A 19,150-nucleotide genomic window follows, 5' to 3' on the forward strand; every position below is an offset into this window, starting at 1 on the left:
GCGGGCTTGCTCAGGCACGCACGCCTCGATTGTTAGGTCGCGCGCGCAGAGCGCTGCCCGCTCGCGGCATCACTTCTTCTCGGCGGCCTTCGCCTTCGCGGCGTCGCACTCGGCCTGGGTCAGCTCGAGGAAGCCCTGGCCCGCGCAGGCGTTCTTGCCTCCGCAGTCGTGGCCAACGCCCGAGCATGCGCCCTGGCCCTTGCACGCGTTCACGCCTTCGCACTTCACCTTCGCCTCGCCCTCGTGGTGCGAGGCGAGCGCCGGCGCGCCGGAGAGGAAGAGCGCGGCCGCAGCCGCCGCGATCGCAGTGGTCTTGTTCACGACGAGATCTCCTTTGTGGCGCATCGCGCGCCTGCACCACGATACGAAACGACCGTGGCCGTCGGTTTCATGTCATCGCTCGTGATGCGCTTCCGCGATGGGCGTCACGCTTTGCTCAGTGCCCGTGATCCCAGCCCGGTGGCCGCGCCGCCAGCGCTCGCGTGCGCTCCTCGATCGCGTCGTGCGCGAGGAGGCCCTTCGCCTCGGCCAGCTCCTCGAACGCCTCCAGCCAACGCTCCCAGTAGCGGTAGCCCTCGCCGCTCGTGCCGTGGCTTCGCTCCCAGGCCGCGATCGACGCGATCAGTGCGGCCTGGAACTCGCTCCACGCAAACGCGCCCGCCTCGTGCAGCGACATCGTGAGCCCGAAGACGCGGCTCTCCCACGCCTCGTCGAACTGCAGCTCGCCGTTCTTGCGCGGCGGCGCGAGCGCACCCTCGCGCGGGAGAGCGCCGTCGCGCGCGCTCACTTCGGTGCGCCCGCGAGCGCGACGCCGATCAGGGCATCGCGCGAGATCAGCGGCACGAGCTCCTCTTCGCTCGCGCGCTCGGCGCCGGGCGGCGGCTCGGGCAGCACCATGTACCGGAGCTCGGCGCTCGAGTCCCACACGCGCACCTCTGTGCTCGCAGGCAGCTCGAGCCCGAGCTCGCGCAGCACCGCGCGCGGCTCGCGCACCACGCGCGCGCGATAGGGCGGGCTCTTGTACCAGCCTGGCGGCAGGCCCAACAACGACGACGGGTAACACGAGCAGAGCGTGCACACGACGACGTTGTGCACGCCCGGGGTGTTCTCCACGACCACGATCGGCGTGCTCTCGCCGCCCGTCGGCAGCTCGAGCTCGCAGATAGCGCTCCAGCCGTCGGCGAGAAGCCGCTGCTTGAACGCCGGATCGCGCCACGCGCGCGCGACGACCCGGGCGCCGTTCAGCGGCCCGATCTCCTGCTCGTAACGCGCCACGATCGCGTCGATGCCTTCGCGCGTGACGAGACCGCGCTCGACGAGCAGCGCCTCCGCGCGCAGCGCGAGCTGCGTGGGGCCGTGATCGTGGCCGTGATCGTCGTGGTCATGCGACATGGCGCGCGCTCTCCGTAACAACTTCCAGGTACGGCTCGAACAAGTCGACGTACACGCTCGCGCCGGGCTCGGCGCTCTCGCCCCACAGCTCGCGCGCGTCGAAGCGCACGGTGTAGAGGTGCTGCGGCTGCTCCCCTTCGCCGTGGGCATTTGTGTCGGGGAAGACGAAGCCGCCGCAAAGCTTCGCGACCACACCGCGTCGCGCGGCCACGTAGCCGGGGATGCGGCAGTGGCGATGCGGCGTGCGCTCGTTCACGCGCACGGGAGCGCCCACCGTGAAGCGCGGCGGCTGCGGGAGACTGCGCTGAAACGGGTGCGCCGCGCCGCTCGCGGGCGGTGGCGCGTAGCCGCGCGCGAGTACGCCGGCTTCGGGCAGCACCGTCTCGAGCGAGGTGAGCCAGCGCTCGTAATAACTCGCGAGGAGGTAGCGCCGCGGATCCATGCGCTCGACGCCGTGGCGAAAGGCATCGACGTTGATCCAGCGCAAACCAACTGCGCTGTAGACCAGGCCGAGCACGCGGCCCTCCCAGCGCGCGTGAAACACGGGCTCGCGGACTTCGTGCGGGATGCGCCCGAAACCTCGCCGGCCGCCGAGGTCGTGGATGTCGGTCACGCGCTCCTCCTTCGCTTCGGCTGCGAGACGATCACGACGAGTGCGATCGCAACCCCTGCGCCGAGCCCGTACGGGATCCAGCGAACGTAGGCACGCATCATCCGCAACCACCGCGGCGCCGTGTAGGTCTTGTAGGCGTCCGACTCCTCGCCCTGCGCGCGCAGCACGAGCGCGACCAACGGCGGTGACTCCGCGCGAGGCAGGCGCGCGCGCAGCCGGGTCGGACTGAGCTGGCGCGTCTCGAGCGTGCGCTCGAAGTTGAGGCCCATGACGACCAGCTCGGCGTGGCTGTCTGTGTTGAGCGGTGCCTCCAGCTCGAGCTCGAGGTACTCACCGGGCTCGAGCTGCGCGGGCTCGATCGCCAGGATGGAGGGCACACGCAGCGGGGCAACCGCGGACACCTCGAAATGTTGCTCGCCCACGCGGTACTCGATCTCGATGAGCCAGGAGCCCGGCGTGAGAGTGGTCGGAAGCGGGCACGTCGCTCGCTTCCCATCCTGAGCAAGCTCGCATGCGAGGGGGATCCGGCCCGTTTCGGCGTGTATCCAGTCGATCGCCGACTCGAAAGCGAGGGTGATCTCTCCGCCCGCCACGGTCCGCGGGAGCCGCCGGCTGTCCAGGCGCATCCCGGGCGGCGCGACCTGAGCGGCGGCGGGAAGGCTCAGCGAAACGGCCAGCAGCGTGGAGAGAAGGAGTTGCTTCACAGCTCGAGCCCTCTCGCGCGCAGCGTGTAGGCGGCATCTGCGCTCACCCATCTCACCACATCCGCGAACGGGACGAGCTCGGAAAGCTCGCGCACACCGGCGGGCAGCGAGTCGCCACGCGCGAGGCGCGCCGCGATCCAGGCAGGCGGCGCCGCCGGAATGTCGAGCCCACGAGCGCTCGCCGAGAGCTCGATGCGCGCGATCTCTTCTCCCAGCGCGCTCTCGGCCACGACCGCGAGCACGCCGTGCGGCGTCCCGAAGACGCCGAGCGCGCGCGCGAAGGGAAGCAGTGCGCGCGCGAAGTGAAGGAGCGCCTCCCGTGGCGCGAGCGCGAGCAGGGGTGATGCGAGGTGCAGCAGCGCGACGAGCGCCGCCCGATCGAAGCCGAAGAAGAAGCGCGCGGGGACCGGCTCCGCCCCGACAGCAACGCGCCCATGCGCGAACGCCGCCGGATACGAGCCGAACCGGAGCGTGCGGCCGCTGCTCGTGCGCAGCGCGCGCAGCTCGTCGAACCACGGCGCACCCTCTGCGGCCTGGCGCCCGAGCGGCGCGAGCATGCTCGCGAGGAGTCCCGCGCTCACCGGATTCGCCGAGCCCACGCTCAGGTAGACGGCGACACTCGCGATCTCGCTCGCACGCGGCGCGCGCGCGAGCTCCCGCGCGAAAAGCCCGGCAAGGCCCGGCACCGTCGAGGCGCTCGTGCACACGCACACACCCGCGAGGAGCGCCCCCGCCTCCCGCGCCGCCGTGCGCACGCGCTCCGCGAAGTCCGCGTCGTCCGCGAGATCGCAGTAGTGCGCCCCCGCCGCGACACACGCTCGCACCAGCGACCCCGGGTCATAGTGAAACGGCCCAACGCAGTTCACGACGAGATCCCCAGCCCCTAACAACCGCGCGATCGACGCAGCATCTCCAACGTCGCCGCGCTCCATCGCAACGCCTACGGGCCCGCGCGCGCTGCGCGACACCCCGAGCACCGAAGCGCCGCCCACGCCAGCAAGCGCGCGACAAACCCGCGCGCCCATCTCCCCACCCGCGCCAATCACGACGACGCGCAAGCCATTCACCTCAACAGCCCCAAAGCGAGGCCGCGCGCGACCGGGAGCAAGCGCCCGGCACGTTCACCACCACCGCCAGAACACGCTCGAAGTCGAACGCTCCACCCAAGCATGTCGGCCGAGGCCGCAAGCGAAGCGCGCAGCATCGGCCGAGTCTTCGAGGCCGATGCGAAGTAAACAAGGAAAAACGCGCACCTCGACGCAACGTGCGCGCGCCGCCCTTGCGCCTCTACCAAACTCCCTTGCTGCGTAGCTCGGGCGCAGCGACGTCGAGACGCGACGCGAGCCGATGCAAGTGACAAGTCGGCACCGCCGGAAAGAGGTGGTGCTCGACGTGATAGAACATGTCGTACGAGACGAACGACTTGGCCGAATTGCGCAGCGTGCGCGCGATGAAGTGCGTGCGGTCGCAGTCGTGATGCACGGTCCACACCGCGAAGAACGCGGAGAAGCATTGGCCCACCGTCATCGCGATCACGTGGTATTGGAGCCAGCCGTAGTCGAGCACGCCGAACGCGAGCACGACCATCGCCGCCATGGCCGCGAGCTCGAGATAGATCCAGTTCTTGATGCGCGGCTTCGCCAGCGTGAGCGCTGCGTGATGGAGGCGCACGGGAAACTGCGGCCCGGTGATTAGGGCCTTCCAGCCCGGCATGCGCGCGCTCATCGCCTCGACGTCGTCGTCGTCCATGCAGTGGCGGTGGTGGCGCAGGTGATTCCACTGCACCGCGTGCATCGCGCTCATCATCAGCGGCGAGAGGATGAACATGAGCAGCTCGTGGGCGCGCGGCGCGACGCCCACCGCGTAGTGGAAGGCGTTGTGCACCTGGCGCAGGCCGCACAGGAAGAACATGAACGAGCTGGCGAGCGCAGGGACGAACCAGAGCCAGCTGCCATGCGTGCCGAGCCACGCGAACGCGCAGGAAGCGACGAGCCACGGCACGTAGATCACGACCTCGTACGCGACTTCGAGGCGCGAGAGGTCGCAGAGATCGCGCCACTCCACCTGATCGAGGCGCGGGTCGCGAAGAATCTCGAGGGCCATCGGGCGTGCTCCACTCTGCTTTTCGAGAACGGGAGGACTGGAAGAAAGCAAGGCGGCCGCGCGGGTGCCAGCTCGAGTTGCGCACCGCGGAGGTCGCCGCGCCGAGGCTGCGTGTCCGCTGCCGGTCTTTCCCCAAATGCGAATGCGACCTTTTCCAGATCGCGGCCACTTCCTTTCGACGGCCCATCCGTGGCCGACCAGAGGAAACCCGATGCTCGCTCGCGCTGTTCTCGCTGCCGCTCTGCTCTGCCTCTCAGCCGCCGCCTCCGCAGTCACGATCGACTCGGTCGGCGACGCCTTCACCGTCGACTTCGCGGGTAGCGTGGGGGACGACACGCTGCCGGGTCTGACCGCGCGTGCCAGCTTCGTCGTCACCGAGTTCGACGCGGCGACCGGGCATGTCGTGCTCGAGATCACCCTCACCAACACCACTGACGCTTCGATCTGGGAGAGCTCCCGCGTTTCGGCGATCGGATTCAACGCCGATCACCCGATCGTGAGCGCCTCCTCGAGCGGGCTCTTCTCGGAGGCCGTGACGGACGGCCGCTTCCCAGGAATCCGCGGTCTGATCGATGTTTGCGCGATCGACAACCCGAACAACTGCTCAGGCGGTGGAAACGGCGGCGTCACGCTCGGCCAGAGCGGCGTCGTCACCATGACGCTGGAGTTCGGCGGCCCGATCACGTCGCTCGACCTGTCGCGCTTCGTCGTGCGGTACCAGTCGCTCAACTCCGAGCAGCTCGACATCTGCGACGACTCCGGCGTCGGCGAAGGCGTGGTCGTTCCCGAGCCGCGCGTACTCGCGCTCCTCGGCATCGCCGGCCTCGCGCTCGTGGGCTCGCGCAGGCGCGCGGCCTGACCGGCGGCGCTCAGCTGCCGGGCGGCGGCGCCTCCGGCTTCGTCGCCCACCACGTCCACGCGAACGCGACGAACTGCAGCGGGAGCCGGAAGTAGAACGCCGCGGGCGTGCCGATGTCCGCGTAGTCCTGCGGGTACAGCGCCATGTGGATGTTCGCGGGATAGACCGCGACGAGCAGCGCGAGCAGCCCGATGCCGGCAGCCCAACGCAGCTGCGGGATCAGGATGCCGATGCCCCCCGCGATCTCGGCGACGCCGCTGATCTGCACCATGAGCAGCGGCGCCGGTAGCCACGGCGGCACGATGCGGAGGAAGAACGCCTCGTTCGTGAAGTGCGAGATGCCGGCGTTCACGAAGAACGCGGCGAGCACGAACAGCGAGATGCGCTTCGGCCAGGACGCGGGCAGCCAGGGCATGCGGTTCCTCCCCGCGCATCTTGTCACGCGCAACCAGCCCGCGGCGGCCTAATCAGCGCGAGTGAGCACGCTCGCGAGGCTCGAGTAATCGACCGTCAGCCAGCGCTCGGGCTTGATGCGCACGAGCACGTTCGGGTCTTCTTCGTAGCTGCGCCAAGTCGCCGCCACATAGGCGTCGCCGCCCTTCTCGCCGAGGTAGCGCCGCGCGAGCGCGCGCACGACCTCGCGGTCGCGCACGGGCTCGACTGCCGTCACTGGACCCTCGACGCTCACGTACTGGTACGGCGACGTCTCGGTCTGCGCGACGAACGAGACGCGCACGCCGACGCGCAGCAGCTTGCCCTTGCGCGAGTCGGCGCCCGTAACAACTTCGATCTCGCCGCCGGGCCGGTAGCCGTACCAGATCGGCGCCGTGAGCGGCCCGCGCGCGCCGTCGGGAATCGCGAGCACGCCGACGTGCAGGCCCGCGAGAAACTGCTCGCGCTGGGCGGGGGACATGGAGAGCGAGGACATGTGCGCGGACTCCTTCTGGCGCGAGTCGATCGGCGGGCGTCTGACGCTGGACCATCGATTCTGCACGAGTTTCGCGCCGCGAGCGGCCGCTTCCGTCCGCTCGTGGCCTAAAACGCCAGCTTCCACTGGCGCGTTTCGGGCAGCTGGACGACGGGCTCGTAGCTCTCGGGCGCGGGCTTGCTCACGTCGCCGCGCCAGTAGACGGCGCGCTCTTCGCAGCACTGCACGACGTACGCCTTGCGCACGTCCGGTGTGTCGTTGGGGCCGGTGCGGTGCGGGAGCAGCGAGGACATCGCGACGATCGTGCCCGCGGACACGGGCAGCGCGACGGGCGAGGGCAGCCCCGGCGGCAGCGGCTCGGGCAGCGGGAGGAAGATCCCGCTCGCGCCGGTGTCGTGCGCGAAGGTGCCGTGCCTGTGCATCCCGGGCAGCACTTCGAGGCAGCCGTTCTCGAGCGTCGCGTCGGTGAGGGCGACCCAGAACGTGAGGTAGCCCTGCGGCTCGATGAAGCCGTAGCCGTTGTCCTGGTGCCAGCCGAACGTGCGCGGCTTCTCGCTCTTCTTGTACACGGCTTGGTCCCAGTAGAGGCGCACCTCGGTCCCCAACAAGTCGTGCGCGAGCTCGGCGAATGGGCGCGACGAGATCAGCTCGCGGAGGCGCGCGTCGCGGCCCGCGGGATTCACGGTGAACGTGATCGCGCCCGCATCGGCGATGAAGAAGCGCTGCTCCGGCTGCGCGCGCAGGAACGCGTCGGTCTTCGCCTCGAGCGGATCGAGGTGCGCGACGAGCTCCGCCACGACCTCGGGCGCAAGCGCGCCCTCGAGCGCGACGTAACCGAGCGCGTCGTACTGCTCCGCCTGCGCGCGGGTGATGCGCACGAACGGCCCCGTGCGCGGGGTCCAAGCGAAACCGCGCGACCACGGATGCGGCGTGAGGCTCATGCGCTCGCCGCGCTCACCTCCACGGGAATGCCCGTCATGTGCGCCATGTTGCTGAGCGGCTCGAAGCTTCCCACGCCGATCGGCAGCAGCTCGTTCGCGTTCACGCCGGGATTCTTCCGCGCGACGCGCATGCCCGTCTTCGCGTGGCCCCAGCCGTGCGTCATCGAGACGACGCCGGGCATCAGGTCCGCGTCGTAGGCGAGCGTCGCTTCGAGCGCGCCGTGCGCGCTGCGGCAGGTGACGCGCGCGCCCTCGGCGAGGCCCAATCGCTGCGCGTCCTCGGGGTTCATGTGCAGCGGATTCTCGAGTCGGCCCGGGCGCTTCATGCGCTCGACGTTGTGATACCAGCTGTTGTGCATCCAGGAATCGCGGCGCGTGATCAGCTTCAGCTGATCCGCGCGCTCCGCTTCGAGCTCGCGGCAGATGGCTTCGCAGCGCTCGAGCGCTTCGGCGAACAGCGGCGGGCAGCAGTCCACTTTTTGATCGGGGGTCTGCAGCCACTCCTCGTAGAAGCGCCCCGTCTCGAGCTCGCCGAACGCGATGCCGTGCGGGCTCGCGCGCAGCTCGTCCAGCGAGTGCCCGCGGCTCTTCAGCATGTGGCCGATGCGCCCGAACAAGTCCGGGCTCTCGCCGGCATCGAGCACGCTCTTGAATCCCAATTCCTGCTCGATGCGCCCGAGGATCCACCACTCGGGCTTGCGCTCGTCGCGCGGCGCAACCACGGCGTCCGTGTACTGCACGTACGGCCGGTACTGCATGCCGAGCCCCGTGATGTTGATGTCGGGGCGCTCGAACATGTCGGTCGCTGGCAGCACGTAGTGCGCGAGCTCGCCCGTGGCGCTCCTGTAGAGATCGATCACGACGAGCAGGTCGAGCTGCTCGAACGCCTTGCGCAGGTGCTCGCCGCCGCCCACCGAGAGCAGCGGGTTGCCCGCGACGCACACGAGCGCGCGCACGCGCGGCTGGCCGCTGAGAATCTCGTCGGCGAGCAAGTTGCCCGGCAACGAGCCGCGGATGCGGCGCATCTTTCCGTAGGGCGAGTCGAAGAAGACCTCGCGCTTCGGGTCGACGCGGCCCGCCTTCGCCGCGGGGTAGAAGCCGAACGAGTAGAGGTTCCCGCCGCGGCGATCGAGATTTCCCGTAACAAACGAGAGCATCTGCACGAGCCAGTACGCGAGCGTGCCCTGGCGTCCCATGTTGAGGCCGGTGCTCGCGTGCACCGCGGCCGCCGGCGCCGTCGCGAAGTCGCGTGCGATCGCGCGCAGCTCGTCCGCGGAGATCCCCGTGACGCGCGCCGCGCGCTCGGCGGAGTACTTCGCGACGAACGCGCGCAGGCCTTCGACGTGCTTGCCGTGCGCGGCAAGCACGTCCTGCTTCGCGAGGCCCGCGACGAAGATCTCGTGGATCAGCGCGGCGAGGAAGTACGTGTCGGTGTCGGGCTTGATCCAGGTGACTTCGCCCGTGCCCGCCTCGGGCTTCTCGATGCGGCGCGGATTCACGTAGCGCACCGCCGCGCCGCGCTTCACCGCGGCCTTCAGCTCGGCGATCGGGTCCGCGATGCCGAGGAAGCTCATGTGCGAGACGCGCGGGTTCTCGCCGATCACGAGTAGGTAGTGCGTGTTCCCGATGTCGGGCACGGGATGCAGCGTCGCAGTGCCGAACACCTGCTCGCTCGCGGCGAACTTGTTGGTGCAGTCCTGCGTGCCCGAGCTGAACGAGCGCCGCGTGCCGAGCTGACCGAAGAACGAGCCGATCGCGGGGCCGGCGAGCGTGTTGAACGCGCTCGGGTTGCCGATGTACGCCGCCACCGCATCGGGGCCGCTCTCATCGACGATCGCCCGCAGCCGCTGCGCGATCTCGCGCGGCGCATCGTCCCACGAGATCTCAGCGAACGAGCCGTCCGGTTGCTTCTTCAGCGGCCGCGCGAGGCGATCGGGGTCGCGGTGGATGTCGAGGCCCGCGATGCCCTTGTTGCACGCGAACCCCTGCGTGATCGGGTGCGCCTTGTCCGGCGCCAGCGCGACGAGCTCGCCGTTCTCGACGCTCGCCACGAGGCCGCACGCCGGCTCACACACGCGGCAGAAGGTGGTCTTCTTCGTGATCGCCATGGTGTCCCCTAGCTTCGACGGAGAGGAGGCATGTTGCATGTCTTCGACTAAACCTGCGAGCGAGCTTCGCGGAGCGGACGCCAAGAATCTCGCGGAGCTCTACAACCGGATCGGCTCCGACCTGCTCGACTACGAAGCGCGGACTGGATGGGACGTTCGAGCGCTGAAGGAGAAGCTCAGCTTTCTCAACGACTGCATGTGCCACAACCAGGACACCGGCGACTACGAGACCGGGATGCGCAACGAACAGCACTTCAACGAGGTGTATCGAGTGCTCCAGGGGGTCGAGGCGGAGCGCGTCCACGCCGATGCCCTTCTGGCGGACGCCGCGCGCTTCTTCCGGATGTCCGCAGAGCTCGGGGATCCAGAAGGCATGTGGAACTGGGGCTGGCGGCTCTGGCTCGGACAAGGCGTGCCTCGCGAACGAGCGACCGGCGAGTCTTGGTGGGCACGAGCGGCGATGCTGGGACACAGCGCGGCTCGCGAGCGAGTTCGCGAGCTCCGGGCGGGCACGGCGCGCTGAGGCGCGCTTCAGCGAACCGTCGCGAAGAACTTCCGCAGATCCCCCGCCAGCTCGCGCGGGCGCTCCATCGCCGCGAAGTGGCCGCCGCTCTCGAACGTGGACCAGTGCGTGATGTGGTAGGCGCGCTCGGCCCACGCGCGCGGCGCGTTGTAGAGCTCCTTCGGGAAGACGGCGCAGCCGGTCGGCGTCGCGATCTTGCCGTCCATGATCGCGAGGCGGCCGCTCTTGCGTTGTTCGTAGTAGAGCCGCGTCGAGGAATTGATCGTGCCGGTAAACCAGTACACGGAGATGTTCGTGAGCAGCTCGTCCTTCGTGAACGCGCGCTCGATGTCGCCGCCGGGGCAGTCGCCCCAGGCGCGAAACTTCTCGCTGATCCAGCCCGCGAGCCCCGCCGGTGAATCTGTTAGGCCGTAGGCGAGGGTCTGCGGCTTCGTGCCTTGGATCGCCTGATAACCCGTGCCGGTCGCGTTGAAGTCGTTCGAGTAGGCGAGGCGCTTCTGCTCGGCTTCGCTCAGCGCATCCGGCTTCGCATCGGGCGGCTGCAGCACGAGCAGCATGTTCAGGTGAATGCCCGCGCAGTGCGCAGGATCGAGCTTCGCGATCCACGGCGTCACGATCGCGCCCCAGTCGCCGCCCTGTGCGCCGTACTTCACGTAGCCGAGGCGGTGCATGATCTCGATCTCGGCGCGCGCGATGCGCTCGGGATCCCAGCCGCGCGAGTGCGTCGGCCCCGAGAAGCCGTAGCCCGGCATCGACGGACAGATCACGTGGAACGCATCTTCGGCGCGGCCGCCGTGCGCAGTCGGGTCGGTGAGTAGCGGCAGGATCTTCTGGAACTCGACCACCGAGCCCGGCCAGCCGTGCGTGATGAGCAGCGGAAACGCGTCCGCGTGCTTCGATTTCGCGTGGATGAAGTGAAGGCGCTCGCCGTCGACGTCGGTGGTGAACTGCGGCCAGCGATTCAGCGCCGCTTCCTGCGCGCGCCAGTCGTACTCGCTGCGCCAGTAATCACAGAGGCTCCGCAGGTAGGCGAGCTCGGTGCCGTAGTCCCAGCCCGTGCCGGCGATCTGATCGGGCCAGCGCGTGCGCGCGAGGCGATCGCGCAGATCCGCGAGCGCGGCATCGGGCACTTCGATCTTGAACGGACGAATCGCGGCGGGGTCGGACATGGCGCGCCTCCAGCGGCGCGACAGAGTGTGGCGGCGCGAAAGCGCGCGCCATCGCCGCCGCGCTGCCGTCTAGAAACCGCCGTGGCGGCGGCTTCGAGCCCGCGAGTCGACCTGTGCGCTTCGACTCGCTCCCCGGGCGCCGGTCTACGCGCTCGCGAGCTTCGCGAATGCCGAGACGACCTCGGGCGGCGCCTGCACGAGCTCGATCAGCACGCCCTCGCCGCCGATCGGCGTCGCCTCGTTGCCCTTCGGGTGGATGAAGCACACGTCGAATCCCGCGGCGCCCTTACGGATCCCGCCCGGTGTGAAGCGCACGCCTGCCTTCTCGAGCCACGCGACCGCGGCGTGCAGATCGTCGATCCAGAGCCCCACGTGATTCAGGGCGGGATCGTGCACCTTCGGGCTCTTCGCAGGGTCCAGCGGCTGCATCAGGTCGACCTCGACCTTCAGCGGACCCGACCCGGCCACCGCTATGTCCTCGTCCACGTTCTCGCGCTCGCTGCGGAACTCACCGGTGCGCGTGAGGCCGAGCGTGTCGACCCACAGCTTGCGCAGACGACCCTTGTCGAGGCCGCCGACCGCGATCTGCTGGATCCCAAGCACTCGGAACGGACGCGAAGCGGACACCGGAGCCTCCTTTGGCGCGACCGACGGGCCGCCTCGGGGACAACGTGTAACCGCGATCTCGGTGCAGCGCAGCGCCAGCGCCCAGGCCAATCGCGCTGGGCGACCGAGCCGCCTGAATCGCCCCATAACACCCGCCCTCCGCGGCATAATAACTCCTTGGCCCGAGTCGAAGACGCGATGCATGCGGCGCCTCGCGCGTCCCGAATGCGCGGGCGCGTGACCGGGTCGGGGTCGGGGTCGGGGTCGGGGTCGGGGTCGGGAGCAGCCTGCGTCGGCCGCCGCGCTTCGCAAGAGCGTGGATGATCCCGAACCCGGGCCATCGGCACGCCCTGAGGGCTCTCCGCAGTGACCGGAAGCCTGGCCACAGGCAAGTCCATAGGCATCCCCCGCCAAAAAAGAGAAAAGTTCTGATGCGCAGCGCACCTTCCCGGGCAGCCTTGCGCCTACGCAACGCGTCTTGCGGGGGAGCGATCGGGCAAGCACTTGAACAAAGCGCGTCGAGACGGCGCAGGTGTGCGAAAGATCACGAGAAATGCGAGCAACCATTCCTGTGGGACCCGTCACTCATTCATGTACTGTGCGGCCCGTTGGGTGCCAACCAACTCGCTGGATAACCCGGAGATCAAATGCGGAAACTGCTCGTTCTTCTCGCGGCAACCCTGTTCTCGTTCGCCGCCAACGCTGCGACGGTCGCCACCGTCGACTCGGTCGGTGACACCTTCACCATCAGCTTCAACGGAATCGTCGACAACCCGGGTCCGACCGTGATGCCGGGCCTCACCGCGGACGCGCAGTTCACGGTGACCGGTTGGAGCACGAGCTCCGGCGTCACGACGGTGAAGTTCGACATCTTCATCACGAACACATCGGATGCGTCGATCTGGCAGAGCGCCGTCGTGACCGCGATCGGGTTCGACACCGATCCGAACGCGACGAGCGGCTCCTCGACGGGCGTGTTCGGCAAGTTCGTGACCGGCGGGAGCTTCCCGACCGGTGCCGGCTTCAGTGTCGAGTACTGCGTCAGCGGCAACAAGAACAACTGCAACGGCAAGGGCAACACGCCGCTGAACGTCGGCCAGAGCGGCACCGCGTCGGTGACGATGACGTTCGCCGGCAGCGTCGGAAAACTCGACTTCTCGAACTTCGGCATCCGCTGGCAGGCGCTCGACTCGAAGCAGCTCGGCATCGATGATGGCTCGGGCATCGGCAAGGAGACATCGACGCCGCCGATTCCGGAGCCGGCCTCGATGGCGGTGTTCGGCCTCGGCGCGCTGCTCGTCGGTGCGACCCTCCGCCGCCGCGCGGCCTAACAAGCTATCGTAACCTTCTGACGGACGGCAGCCTTCGGGTTGCCGTCCGTTAGTGTTTTTGGCTCCCGATGTCTGACGCGCCGAAAGCCTCGGTCCACTTCCGCAGCCTGGGCTGCGCGAAGAACCTGCTCGACACCGAGGTGATGCTCGGCTCGCTCGCGACGCGCGGATACGCGATCGCCGAGAGTCTCGAAGACGCGGACGTCGCGGTCGTGAACACGTGCTCGTTCATCGACAGCGCGCGCGAGGAGTCGGTGCAGGCGATCCTCGAGGTCGCGGACCTGCGCGAGAGCGGGCGGCTGCGCGGTCTCGTCGTCGCGGGCTGCATGCCGCAGCGCTACGGCGCGGCGCTCGCGAAGGAGCTGCCCGAAGTCGACGCGTTCGTCGGCACCGGCGCGTTCCAGGACATCGCGGACATCCTCGACGATGCGCTCGCGGGCCGGGGCCGCGGTGTCTACGTCGAGGCCGGCCGCACCCACCTCTACGACGATCGCGCGCCGCGCATCCTCACCGGCGCGGGCCACAGCGCGTACGTGAAGATCGCCGAGGGCTGCGACCGAGTGTGCGCGTTCTGCGCGATTCCCGGCATCCGCGGCAAGTTCCAGAGCCGGCGCCTCGAGAGCGTCGTGAGCGAGGTGCAGCAGCTTGCGAGCCTCGGCGTGCGCGAGATCAACCTCGTGGCGCAGGACTCGACGAGCTACGGGAAGGATCTCGCGCCGCGTGAAGGCGCGGGGCGCCCCAAGCTCGCGGATCTCGTGCGCGCTCTCGATGCGAGCGGCGCAGAGGCGTGGATCCGCCTGCTCTACCTCTACCCGAGCGCGGTGACCGCGGACCTGATCGGCGCGATCTCCGGCGCGAAGCGCGTGCTCCCTTACGTCGACGTGCCGCTGCAGCACGCGAGCGACTCGGTGCTCGCCGCGATGAAACGCGGCACCACGGGTGACCGCCAGCGGCGCCTCGTCGAGAAGCTGCGCGCACAGATTCCGCAGCTCACGCTGCGTACGACCTTCGTCGTGGGCTTCCCCGGCGAGACCGACGACGACTTCACCGAGCTGCTCGAGTTCGTGCGCTGGGCGCGCTTCGACCGCGTCGGTGTGTTCCGCTACTCGGACGAAGAAGGCACCGCGGGCGCCGATCTCCCGAACAAGGTGCCGCGCAAGCTCGCGCGCGAGCGCTACCGCGCGCTGACGAAGCTGCAGGCGAGCATCCTCGCCGAGAAGCTCACGGCGCGCGTGGGCGAAACGGATCTCGCGCTGGTCGACGCAGCGATCGGGCGCGACAAGGCGCAGGCGCGGCTCGCGAGCCAGGCGCCCGAGATCGACGGCGTCACGTTCGTGCGCGGCAAGAACCTGCGCGCGGGCGACCTCGTGCGCGTGCGCATCACGGGCGCGAAGCAAGGCGTCGACCTCGAGGCGGACGCGATCGAGATCGTGCGCGCCGCAGAGAGCCACGCGGGCCCCGCGGTGGGCGGCGTCGCGGCGCGTTAGCCGCGGAACCCGCGCGCGAGCAGGTAGCGCTCGGTCGTGCCCTTCCGGCTCGCCTTGGGCTTCACGACCTTGGTCGCCTCGAAGCGCTTCCGCACGGCGAGCTCGAACGCGTGCGCTTCGGGGCACTCGAGCAGCTTCACGAGCAGCGTGCCGCCCGCGCCGAGAAGGTGCGGGTAGGCGTGAGCGATCGCGTCGAGCAGCGCCTCTTCCCGGGCACGATCCGTGGCGCGGATGCCGGTGAGCTTCGGCGCAGCATCGGAGAGCACCGCGTCGAAGCGGGCACCGGCCTCGGATCGCAGCGCCGCGATCACGCTCGGTTCGGCGAGATCCCCCGAAAGTGCGAACACGTTCGCGAGTGAGAGTGGCGGTTCGATCGCAGCGATGTCGACGCCCACGACGCGGCCCTCGAGTCCCACGCGCTCCGCGGCCACCTGTAGCCAGCCGCCCGGCCAGCAGCCGAGATCCGCGACGCGCATGCCGCGCCGCAGAATGCGCTGCGCGTCGTCGATCTCGATCAGCTTGTACGCCGCGCGCGAGCGATAGCCCTCGGCCTTCGCGCGCTGGTGGTAGTGGTCTTTGCGGTCGTAGGTCGCCATCGCGCGAACTCGTTAGCGCGCGGCGAACCCTCGCCTAGACCGCGCTGCGCACCTTCACCACGGCGTTGTTGTGGCCGGGAACCGCGCCGCGAACCAGCAGCAGATTCTTGTCCGAGTCCACACGCACGAGCAGCACGTTTCGCGTCGTGACGCGCTCGTTGCCCATGCGGCCGTACATGCGCTTGCCCTTGTGCACGGTACCGGGGTAGGAGCGCTGGCCGATCGAGCCCGGCCGGCGGTTGCCCTCGTGCGAGCCGTGCGTCCACTTCTTGATGTGGAAGTGGTGGCGCTTCACGACGCCCTGCGTGCCGCGGCCCTTCGAGGTGCCGATCACGTCGACGCGCTGGCCGGGCTTGAAGAGATCGCTCGCGCTGATCTTCGCGCCGACCTCGTGCTTGCCGGCCTCGTCCGCGTCGACGCGGCTCTCGGCGAGCACGCGCTGCGTCTCGACGCCGGCCTTCTTGAAGTGCCCGACCTCGGCCTTCGACAGCGTCTTGTCGCGGCGGCTGCCCGCGCCCAGCTGCAGCGCGCTGTAGCCGTCGCGCTCCGCGGTGCGCTTCAGCACGACGGTGTTGGGGGCGGCGTCGAGCACGGTCACGGGGACGCACTCGCCAGACTCAGTGAAGATGCGGCTCATGCCGATCTTGCGGCACAAGAGTTCGATGGCCACGATCGCTCTCCAAAACAGACGTGAGAAGTAAAGGCGCGGCGGAGAAGGTGAATTGGGTCCGGCCGCGTCCGAGGGGAGCCCGGCTGGGCTGAAAGGCCGCGCATCATAAGAGGGGGCCCAAACGGTGTCGAGAACCCATCTCAGAATTCCGGACCGAGCCCGGCGCGCGGATTTGGCCGGCCGGCGAGGCGCGCGAGCGAAGGCGTATCCGTCGATACGTCGAGCGAAGCGCAACGATGCCGGCCGGGCAAAGACGCGTGCTGGGCGACGGGAGGAAGTTTGAGATGGGTTCTAGGGATGGGACCGCAGGAAAGCGGCACGCGGCGGTGTTGATCCCGGGCGACGGGATCGGGCCGGAGGTGACCGAGGCCGCCTGCGCCGTGATCGCGGCGGCAGGCGTGCGGATCGACTGGGAGATGGCCGAGGCCGGGGCGGAGGTCGTCGCGAAGTACGGCACCCCGGTGCCGGAAGCCGTGCTGCACGCGATCCGCAAGACCGGGCTCGCGCTGAAGGGCCCGATCGGGACGCCGGTCGGCGGCGGCTTCAAGAGCGCGAACGTGACGATGCGGCAGTCGCTCGACCTGTTCGCCTCCGTGCGCCCCGTGAAGACGCTGCCCGGCGTGCCTTCGCGTTACACCGGGATCGACCTCGTGATGGTCCGCGAGAACACCGAGGACCTCTACGCCGGCCTCGAGCACCGCGTGGCGCCCGGCATCGTGGAGAGCCTCAAGGTCGTGACCGAGGCCGCCTCGCTGCGCATCGCGGAGTACGCGTTCGCACTGGCCGAGCGCGAGGGACGCCGCGAAGTCGCCGCGGTGCACAAGGCGAACATCATGAAGCTGAGCGACGGGCTCTTTATCGAGTGCGCCCGCCGCGTCGCGAAGCGGCACCCGAGCGTCGGCTTCCGCGAGATCATCGTCGACAACTGCGCGATGCAGCTCGTGAAGGACCCGACGCAGTTCGACGTGTTGCTGCTCGGGAACCTCTACGGCGACATCCTCTCGGACCTCGGCGCGGGCCTCGTCGGCGGCCTCGGCGTCGTGCCGGGCGCGAACGTGGGCGAGTCGTGCGCGATCTTCGAGGCGGTTCATGGCAGCGCGCCCGACATCGCGGGCAAGCGCTTCGCGAACCCGACCGCCGTGATTCTCTCGAGCGTGATGTTGTTACGGCACTTGGGCGAGACGGAAGCTGCCGCGCGCGTCGAGCGCGCGGTCGCGGCGACGCTCGCGGACGCCGCGAACCACACGCGCGACCTCGGCGGCAGCGCCGGCACCGACGCCTTCACGCGCGCCGTCACCTCGCGCCTGCAGTAGTCCCTTGTTGCGCCCCGCGCTCGTGCTCGGCCTCGACGGCGCCACCTTCGCCGTGCTGCGCCCGCTCGCCGAGGCGGGCCGGCTGCCGAACCTCGCGCGCCTCCTGGCCGAAGGCGCGTTCGCGCCGCTCGCGAGCACGACCCCCGCGATGACGTTCCCGGCCTGGACGAGCTTTTGGACGGGGCTCGCCCCAGGTCGCCATGGGCTCTTCGACTTCACGCAGAAGGTCCCCGGCGCCTACGCGCTGCGCTTCGCGAACGCCGCGGATCGCGACGGCACCTCGCTCGCACGGCGCGTGTGCGACGCCGGCGGCAGCGCGCTCGTGCTCGGTCTGCCCGCGACGTTCCCTCCGGAACCCGTGCGCGGCCTGCTCGTCTCGGGCTGGGACGCGCCCGTCTCTGCCGGGAGCGACGCCTCGCGCGCGTCGGACCCCGCGCTCTACCGGGCGATCGAAGCGCGCGTCGGCCCGTGGATGACGCCCGACCTCGACGAGGGCGCGCATGGCGAAGGCTGGCACGATGCGGCGATCGACTCGTTACTGACGCGCATCGCGCGCAAGACGAAGTTCGCGCTCGAAGCGCTCGCGCAGCTGCGCGCGCGCGGCGACGCGCCCGACCTCGCGTGCGTCGTCTTCTCGGAGAGCGACACCGTCTGCCACCACTATTGGCGCGATCACGACGCGCACTCGCCGCGCCACGAACCGGCCGCGAGCGCGAAGCGGCGCGGCGCAGTCGCGGCGGTGTACGAGGCGCTCGATGCCGCCTGCGGCGAGCTGCGCCGCGCGTTCGGCGAGAGCGCGGCGTGCTTCGTGCTCTCGGATCACGGCGCGGGCGGCGCGGCGCGCGAGGTCGTGCACCTCGGGCGGCGCCTCGCGGAGTGCGGGCTGCTCGCGCGCAAGCGGGGCAGCGCGCTCGACTCCGCGGCCCGCTTCGCACGCGACGTCGCGGTGCGCGCACTGCCGCCGCGCGCGAGAGAGCGCGTGTTCCGCCAGCTGCGCGGCGCCGCGGCGCGCGTCGAGAGCGCGGCGCGCTTCGCCGGCGTCGATTGGGCGCGCAGCGTCGCCTTCAGCGAGGACGTGAACACACAGCCCGGCGTCTGGATCAACCTCGCGGGGCGCGAGGCGGAGGGCTGCGTCGCGCCCGGCGACTACGAGCGCGTGCGCGACGACGTGATGGCCGCACTGCGCGACTGGAAGCTGCCGGACTCGAGTGCGCGCGTCGTCGCGCGCGCCGCGAGGCGCGAGGAGATTTATCAGGGACCGCACACGGACCGCGCACCCGATGTCGTGGTCGAGCTCGCGCAGCACGAAGGCTACGGCCTCGCGCTGGTGCCGACGCCGTGGGCAGAGGGCGCGGGCCCGAGCGTGCGGCGGCTCGAGTCCCACGAGCTCGCGGGCGGCAAGGGCCGCGGCATGAACGGCGTGCACACGACGCACGGCATCTGGATCCAAGCCGGCGCGAGCGAGGCGCGCGGCGCGCTCGCGCCCGCATCGATCGTCGACACCGCGCCCACGATTCTGCGCGCGATGGAACTCTCGTTCGACGCACTCGACGGTCACGCGCTCGGCAGAGCGCGCGCGTACTCCGCGGCGGAGGAAGCGCTCGTCGCGGAGCAGCTGCGCAAGCTCGGGTATCTCGAGTGAGCGCGCAGCGCGAACGCACGGCGCGCCACGCCGTACGCGACATCGGCGCCGGCTTGTTGTGGAAGCAACGGCATCGCTTCTCCGAGCGTGCTCGGCTGGCGCCTCGCGCGGAGCCCGCGACGAACGTCGCGCTGCGCAAGCTCGCGCCGCGGCTCGCGGAGTAGG

The 19,150-nt window shown here is 69.9% G+C and carries 22 protein-coding genes; 7 read left to right on the plus strand and 15 right to left on the minus strand.

Going from position 1 to position 19,150, the window contains the following annotated elements; translation table 11 throughout:
* Nucleotides 1–69: 69 nt before the first annotated feature.
* From FJ091_18470 to FJ091_18500, 7 genes are all read right to left on the minus strand, one after another.
* Complete coding sequence (locus FJ091_18470; protein MBM4385342.1) at nt 70–345, minus strand: hypothetical protein; 276 nt, start codon at nt 343–345, stop codon at nt 70–72.
* Nucleotides 346–436: 91 nt separating this feature from the next.
* The gene (locus tag FJ091_18475) at nt 437–787 is read right to left on the minus strand and encodes a nitrile hydratase accessory protein (GenBank protein ID MBM4385343.1); all 351 of its coding nucleotides are present in this window, start codon (nt 785–787) and stop codon (nt 437–439) included.
* On the minus strand, nt 784–1,392 hold the full coding sequence (gene nthA, locus FJ091_18480; GenBank protein MBM4385344.1) for a nitrile hydratase subunit alpha: 609 nt from the start codon (nt 1,390–1,392) through the stop codon (nt 784–786). Before nthA ends, FJ091_18475 begins: the two co-directional genes overlap by 4 nt.
* On the minus strand, nt 1,382–2,005 hold the full coding sequence (locus tag FJ091_18485) for a nitrile hydratase subunit beta (protein ID MBM4385345.1): 624 nt from the start codon (nt 2,003–2,005) through the stop codon (nt 1,382–1,384). The genes nthA and FJ091_18485 overlap by 11 nt, the downstream gene beginning before the upstream one ends.
* A complete protein-coding gene (locus FJ091_18490) occupies nt 2,002–2,406 on the minus strand; it encodes a hypothetical protein (protein MBM4385346.1) in 405 nt (134 codons plus the stop codon). The genes FJ091_18485 and FJ091_18490 overlap by 4 nt, the downstream gene beginning before the upstream one ends.
* Before the next feature lie 299 nt (nt 2,407–2,705).
* The gene (locus FJ091_18495) at nt 2,706–3,767 is read right to left on the minus strand and encodes a saccharopine dehydrogenase NADP-binding domain-containing protein (GenBank protein ID MBM4385347.1); all 1,062 of its coding nucleotides are present in this window, start codon (nt 3,765–3,767) and stop codon (nt 2,706–2,708) included.
* A gap of 229 nt (nt 3,768–3,996) precedes the next feature.
* A complete protein-coding gene (locus tag FJ091_18500) occupies nt 3,997–4,812 on the minus strand; it encodes a fatty acid desaturase (protein MBM4385348.1) in 816 nt (271 codons plus the stop codon).
* Between the two features lie 211 nt (nt 4,813–5,023).
* On the opposite strand from FJ091_18500, the gene FJ091_18505 reads away from it, so the two are divergent.
* On the plus strand, nt 5,024–5,671 hold the full coding sequence (locus FJ091_18505) for a cistern family PEP-CTERM protein (protein MBM4385349.1): 648 nt from the start codon (nt 5,024–5,026) through the stop codon (nt 5,669–5,671).
* A 10-nt stretch (nt 5,672–5,681) separates the two neighbouring features.
* On the opposite strand, the gene FJ091_18510 is transcribed toward FJ091_18505, so the two are convergent.
* The 4 genes from FJ091_18510 to FJ091_18525 form a co-directional block, all read right to left on the minus strand.
* Entirely contained in the window at nt 5,682–6,086 is a 405-nt protein-coding gene (locus tag FJ091_18510; GenBank protein MBM4385350.1) for a DoxX family protein, read from the minus strand.
* A gap of 48 nt (nt 6,087–6,134) precedes the next feature.
* Nucleotides 6,135–6,599 (minus strand): pyridoxamine 5'-phosphate oxidase family protein, encoded by a 465-nt coding sequence (locus FJ091_18515; GenBank protein ID MBM4385351.1) that lies wholly within the window; start codon nt 6,597–6,599, stop codon nt 6,135–6,137.
* 107 nt (nt 6,600–6,706) lie between these two features.
* Nucleotides 6,707–7,540: a phytanoyl-CoA dioxygenase family protein gene (locus tag FJ091_18520; protein ID MBM4385352.1), complete on the minus strand. Its 834-nt coding sequence runs from the start codon at nt 7,538–7,540 to the stop codon at nt 6,707–6,709.
* Nucleotides 7,537–9,648 carry a molybdopterin-dependent oxidoreductase gene (locus tag FJ091_18525; protein ID MBM4385353.1) on the minus strand — a complete coding sequence of 704 codons (2,112 nt, stop codon included), beginning with the start codon at nt 9,646–9,648 and terminating at the stop codon, nt 7,537–7,539. The genes FJ091_18520 and FJ091_18525 overlap by 4 nt, the downstream gene beginning before the upstream one ends.
* A 37-nt stretch (nt 9,649–9,685) precedes the next feature.
* Here FJ091_18525 and FJ091_18530 point away from each other — a divergent pair, with 37 nt between their 5' ends.
* Nucleotides 9,686–10,171 carry a sel1 repeat family protein gene (locus tag FJ091_18530; GenBank protein ID MBM4385354.1) on the plus strand — a complete coding sequence of 162 codons (486 nt, stop codon included), beginning with the start codon at nt 9,686–9,688 and terminating at the stop codon, nt 10,169–10,171.
* An 8-nt stretch (nt 10,172–10,179) separates the two neighbouring features.
* Here the strand turns inward: FJ091_18530 and FJ091_18535 are convergent, their stop codons facing one another.
* Both FJ091_18535 and FJ091_18540 read right to left on the minus strand, forming a co-directional pair.
* A complete protein-coding gene (locus tag FJ091_18535; GenBank protein MBM4385355.1) occupies nt 10,180–11,340 on the minus strand; it encodes an epoxide hydrolase in 1,161 nt (386 codons plus the stop codon).
* A gap of 144 nt (nt 11,341–11,484) precedes the next feature.
* Nucleotides 11,485–12,093 (minus strand): VOC family protein, encoded by a 609-nt coding sequence (locus tag FJ091_18540; protein ID MBM4385356.1) that lies wholly within the window; start codon nt 12,091–12,093, stop codon nt 11,485–11,487.
* Nucleotides 12,094–12,593: 500 nt separating this feature from the next.
* On the opposite strand from FJ091_18540, the gene FJ091_18545 reads away from it, so the two are divergent.
* Nucleotides 12,594–13,277 (plus strand): cistern family PEP-CTERM protein, encoded by a 684-nt coding sequence (locus tag FJ091_18545; GenBank protein ID MBM4385357.1) that lies wholly within the window; start codon nt 12,594–12,596, stop codon nt 13,275–13,277.
* A gap of 68 nt (nt 13,278–13,345) precedes the next feature.
* A complete protein-coding gene (gene rimO / locus FJ091_18550; GenBank protein ID MBM4385358.1) occupies nt 13,346–14,764 on the plus strand; it encodes a 30S ribosomal protein S12 methylthiotransferase RimO in 1,419 nt (472 codons plus the stop codon).
* Here rimO and FJ091_18555 read toward each other — a convergent pair.
* The gene (locus tag FJ091_18555; protein ID MBM4385359.1) at nt 14,761–15,360 is read right to left on the minus strand and encodes an RlmE family RNA methyltransferase; all 600 of its coding nucleotides are present in this window, start codon (nt 15,358–15,360) and stop codon (nt 14,761–14,763) included. The two genes, rimO and FJ091_18555, sit on opposite strands and share 4 nt — an antisense overlap.
* Nucleotides 15,361–15,394: 34 nt before the next feature.
* Nucleotides 15,395–16,030 carry a 50S ribosomal protein L3 gene (gene rplC / locus FJ091_18560; GenBank protein MBM4385360.1) on the minus strand — a complete coding sequence of 212 codons (636 nt, stop codon included), beginning with the start codon at nt 16,028–16,030 and terminating at the stop codon, nt 15,395–15,397.
* Between the two features lie 284 nt (nt 16,031–16,314).
* On the opposite strand from rplC, the gene FJ091_18565 reads away from it, so the two are divergent.
* Genes FJ091_18565 through FJ091_18575 form a run of 3 tightly spaced genes read left to right on the plus strand, consistent with a single transcriptional unit; the run spans nt 16,315 to nt 19,149 of the window.
* Nucleotides 16,315–17,343, plus strand: a complete 1,029-nt coding sequence (locus tag FJ091_18565) for an NAD-dependent isocitrate dehydrogenase (GenBank protein MBM4385361.1) — start codon at nt 16,315–16,317, stop codon at nt 17,341–17,343.
* 7 nt (nt 17,344–17,350) lie between these two features.
* Nucleotides 17,351–18,985, plus strand: a complete 1,635-nt coding sequence (locus tag FJ091_18570; GenBank protein ID MBM4385362.1) for an alkaline phosphatase family protein — start codon at nt 17,351–17,353, stop codon at nt 18,983–18,985.
* On the plus strand, nt 18,982–19,149 hold the full coding sequence (locus FJ091_18575; protein MBM4385363.1) for a hypothetical protein: 168 nt from the start codon (nt 18,982–18,984) through the stop codon (nt 19,147–19,149). Before FJ091_18570 ends, FJ091_18575 begins: the two co-directional genes overlap by 4 nt.
* The last annotated feature ends 1 nt before the right edge of the window (nt 19,150 follow it).

The sequence above is a fragment of the Deltaproteobacteria bacterium genome, assembly GCA_016875395.1.
In the GTDB taxonomy this organism is placed as follows: domain Bacteria; phylum Myxococcota_A; class UBA9160; order UBA9160; family UBA6930; genus VGRF01.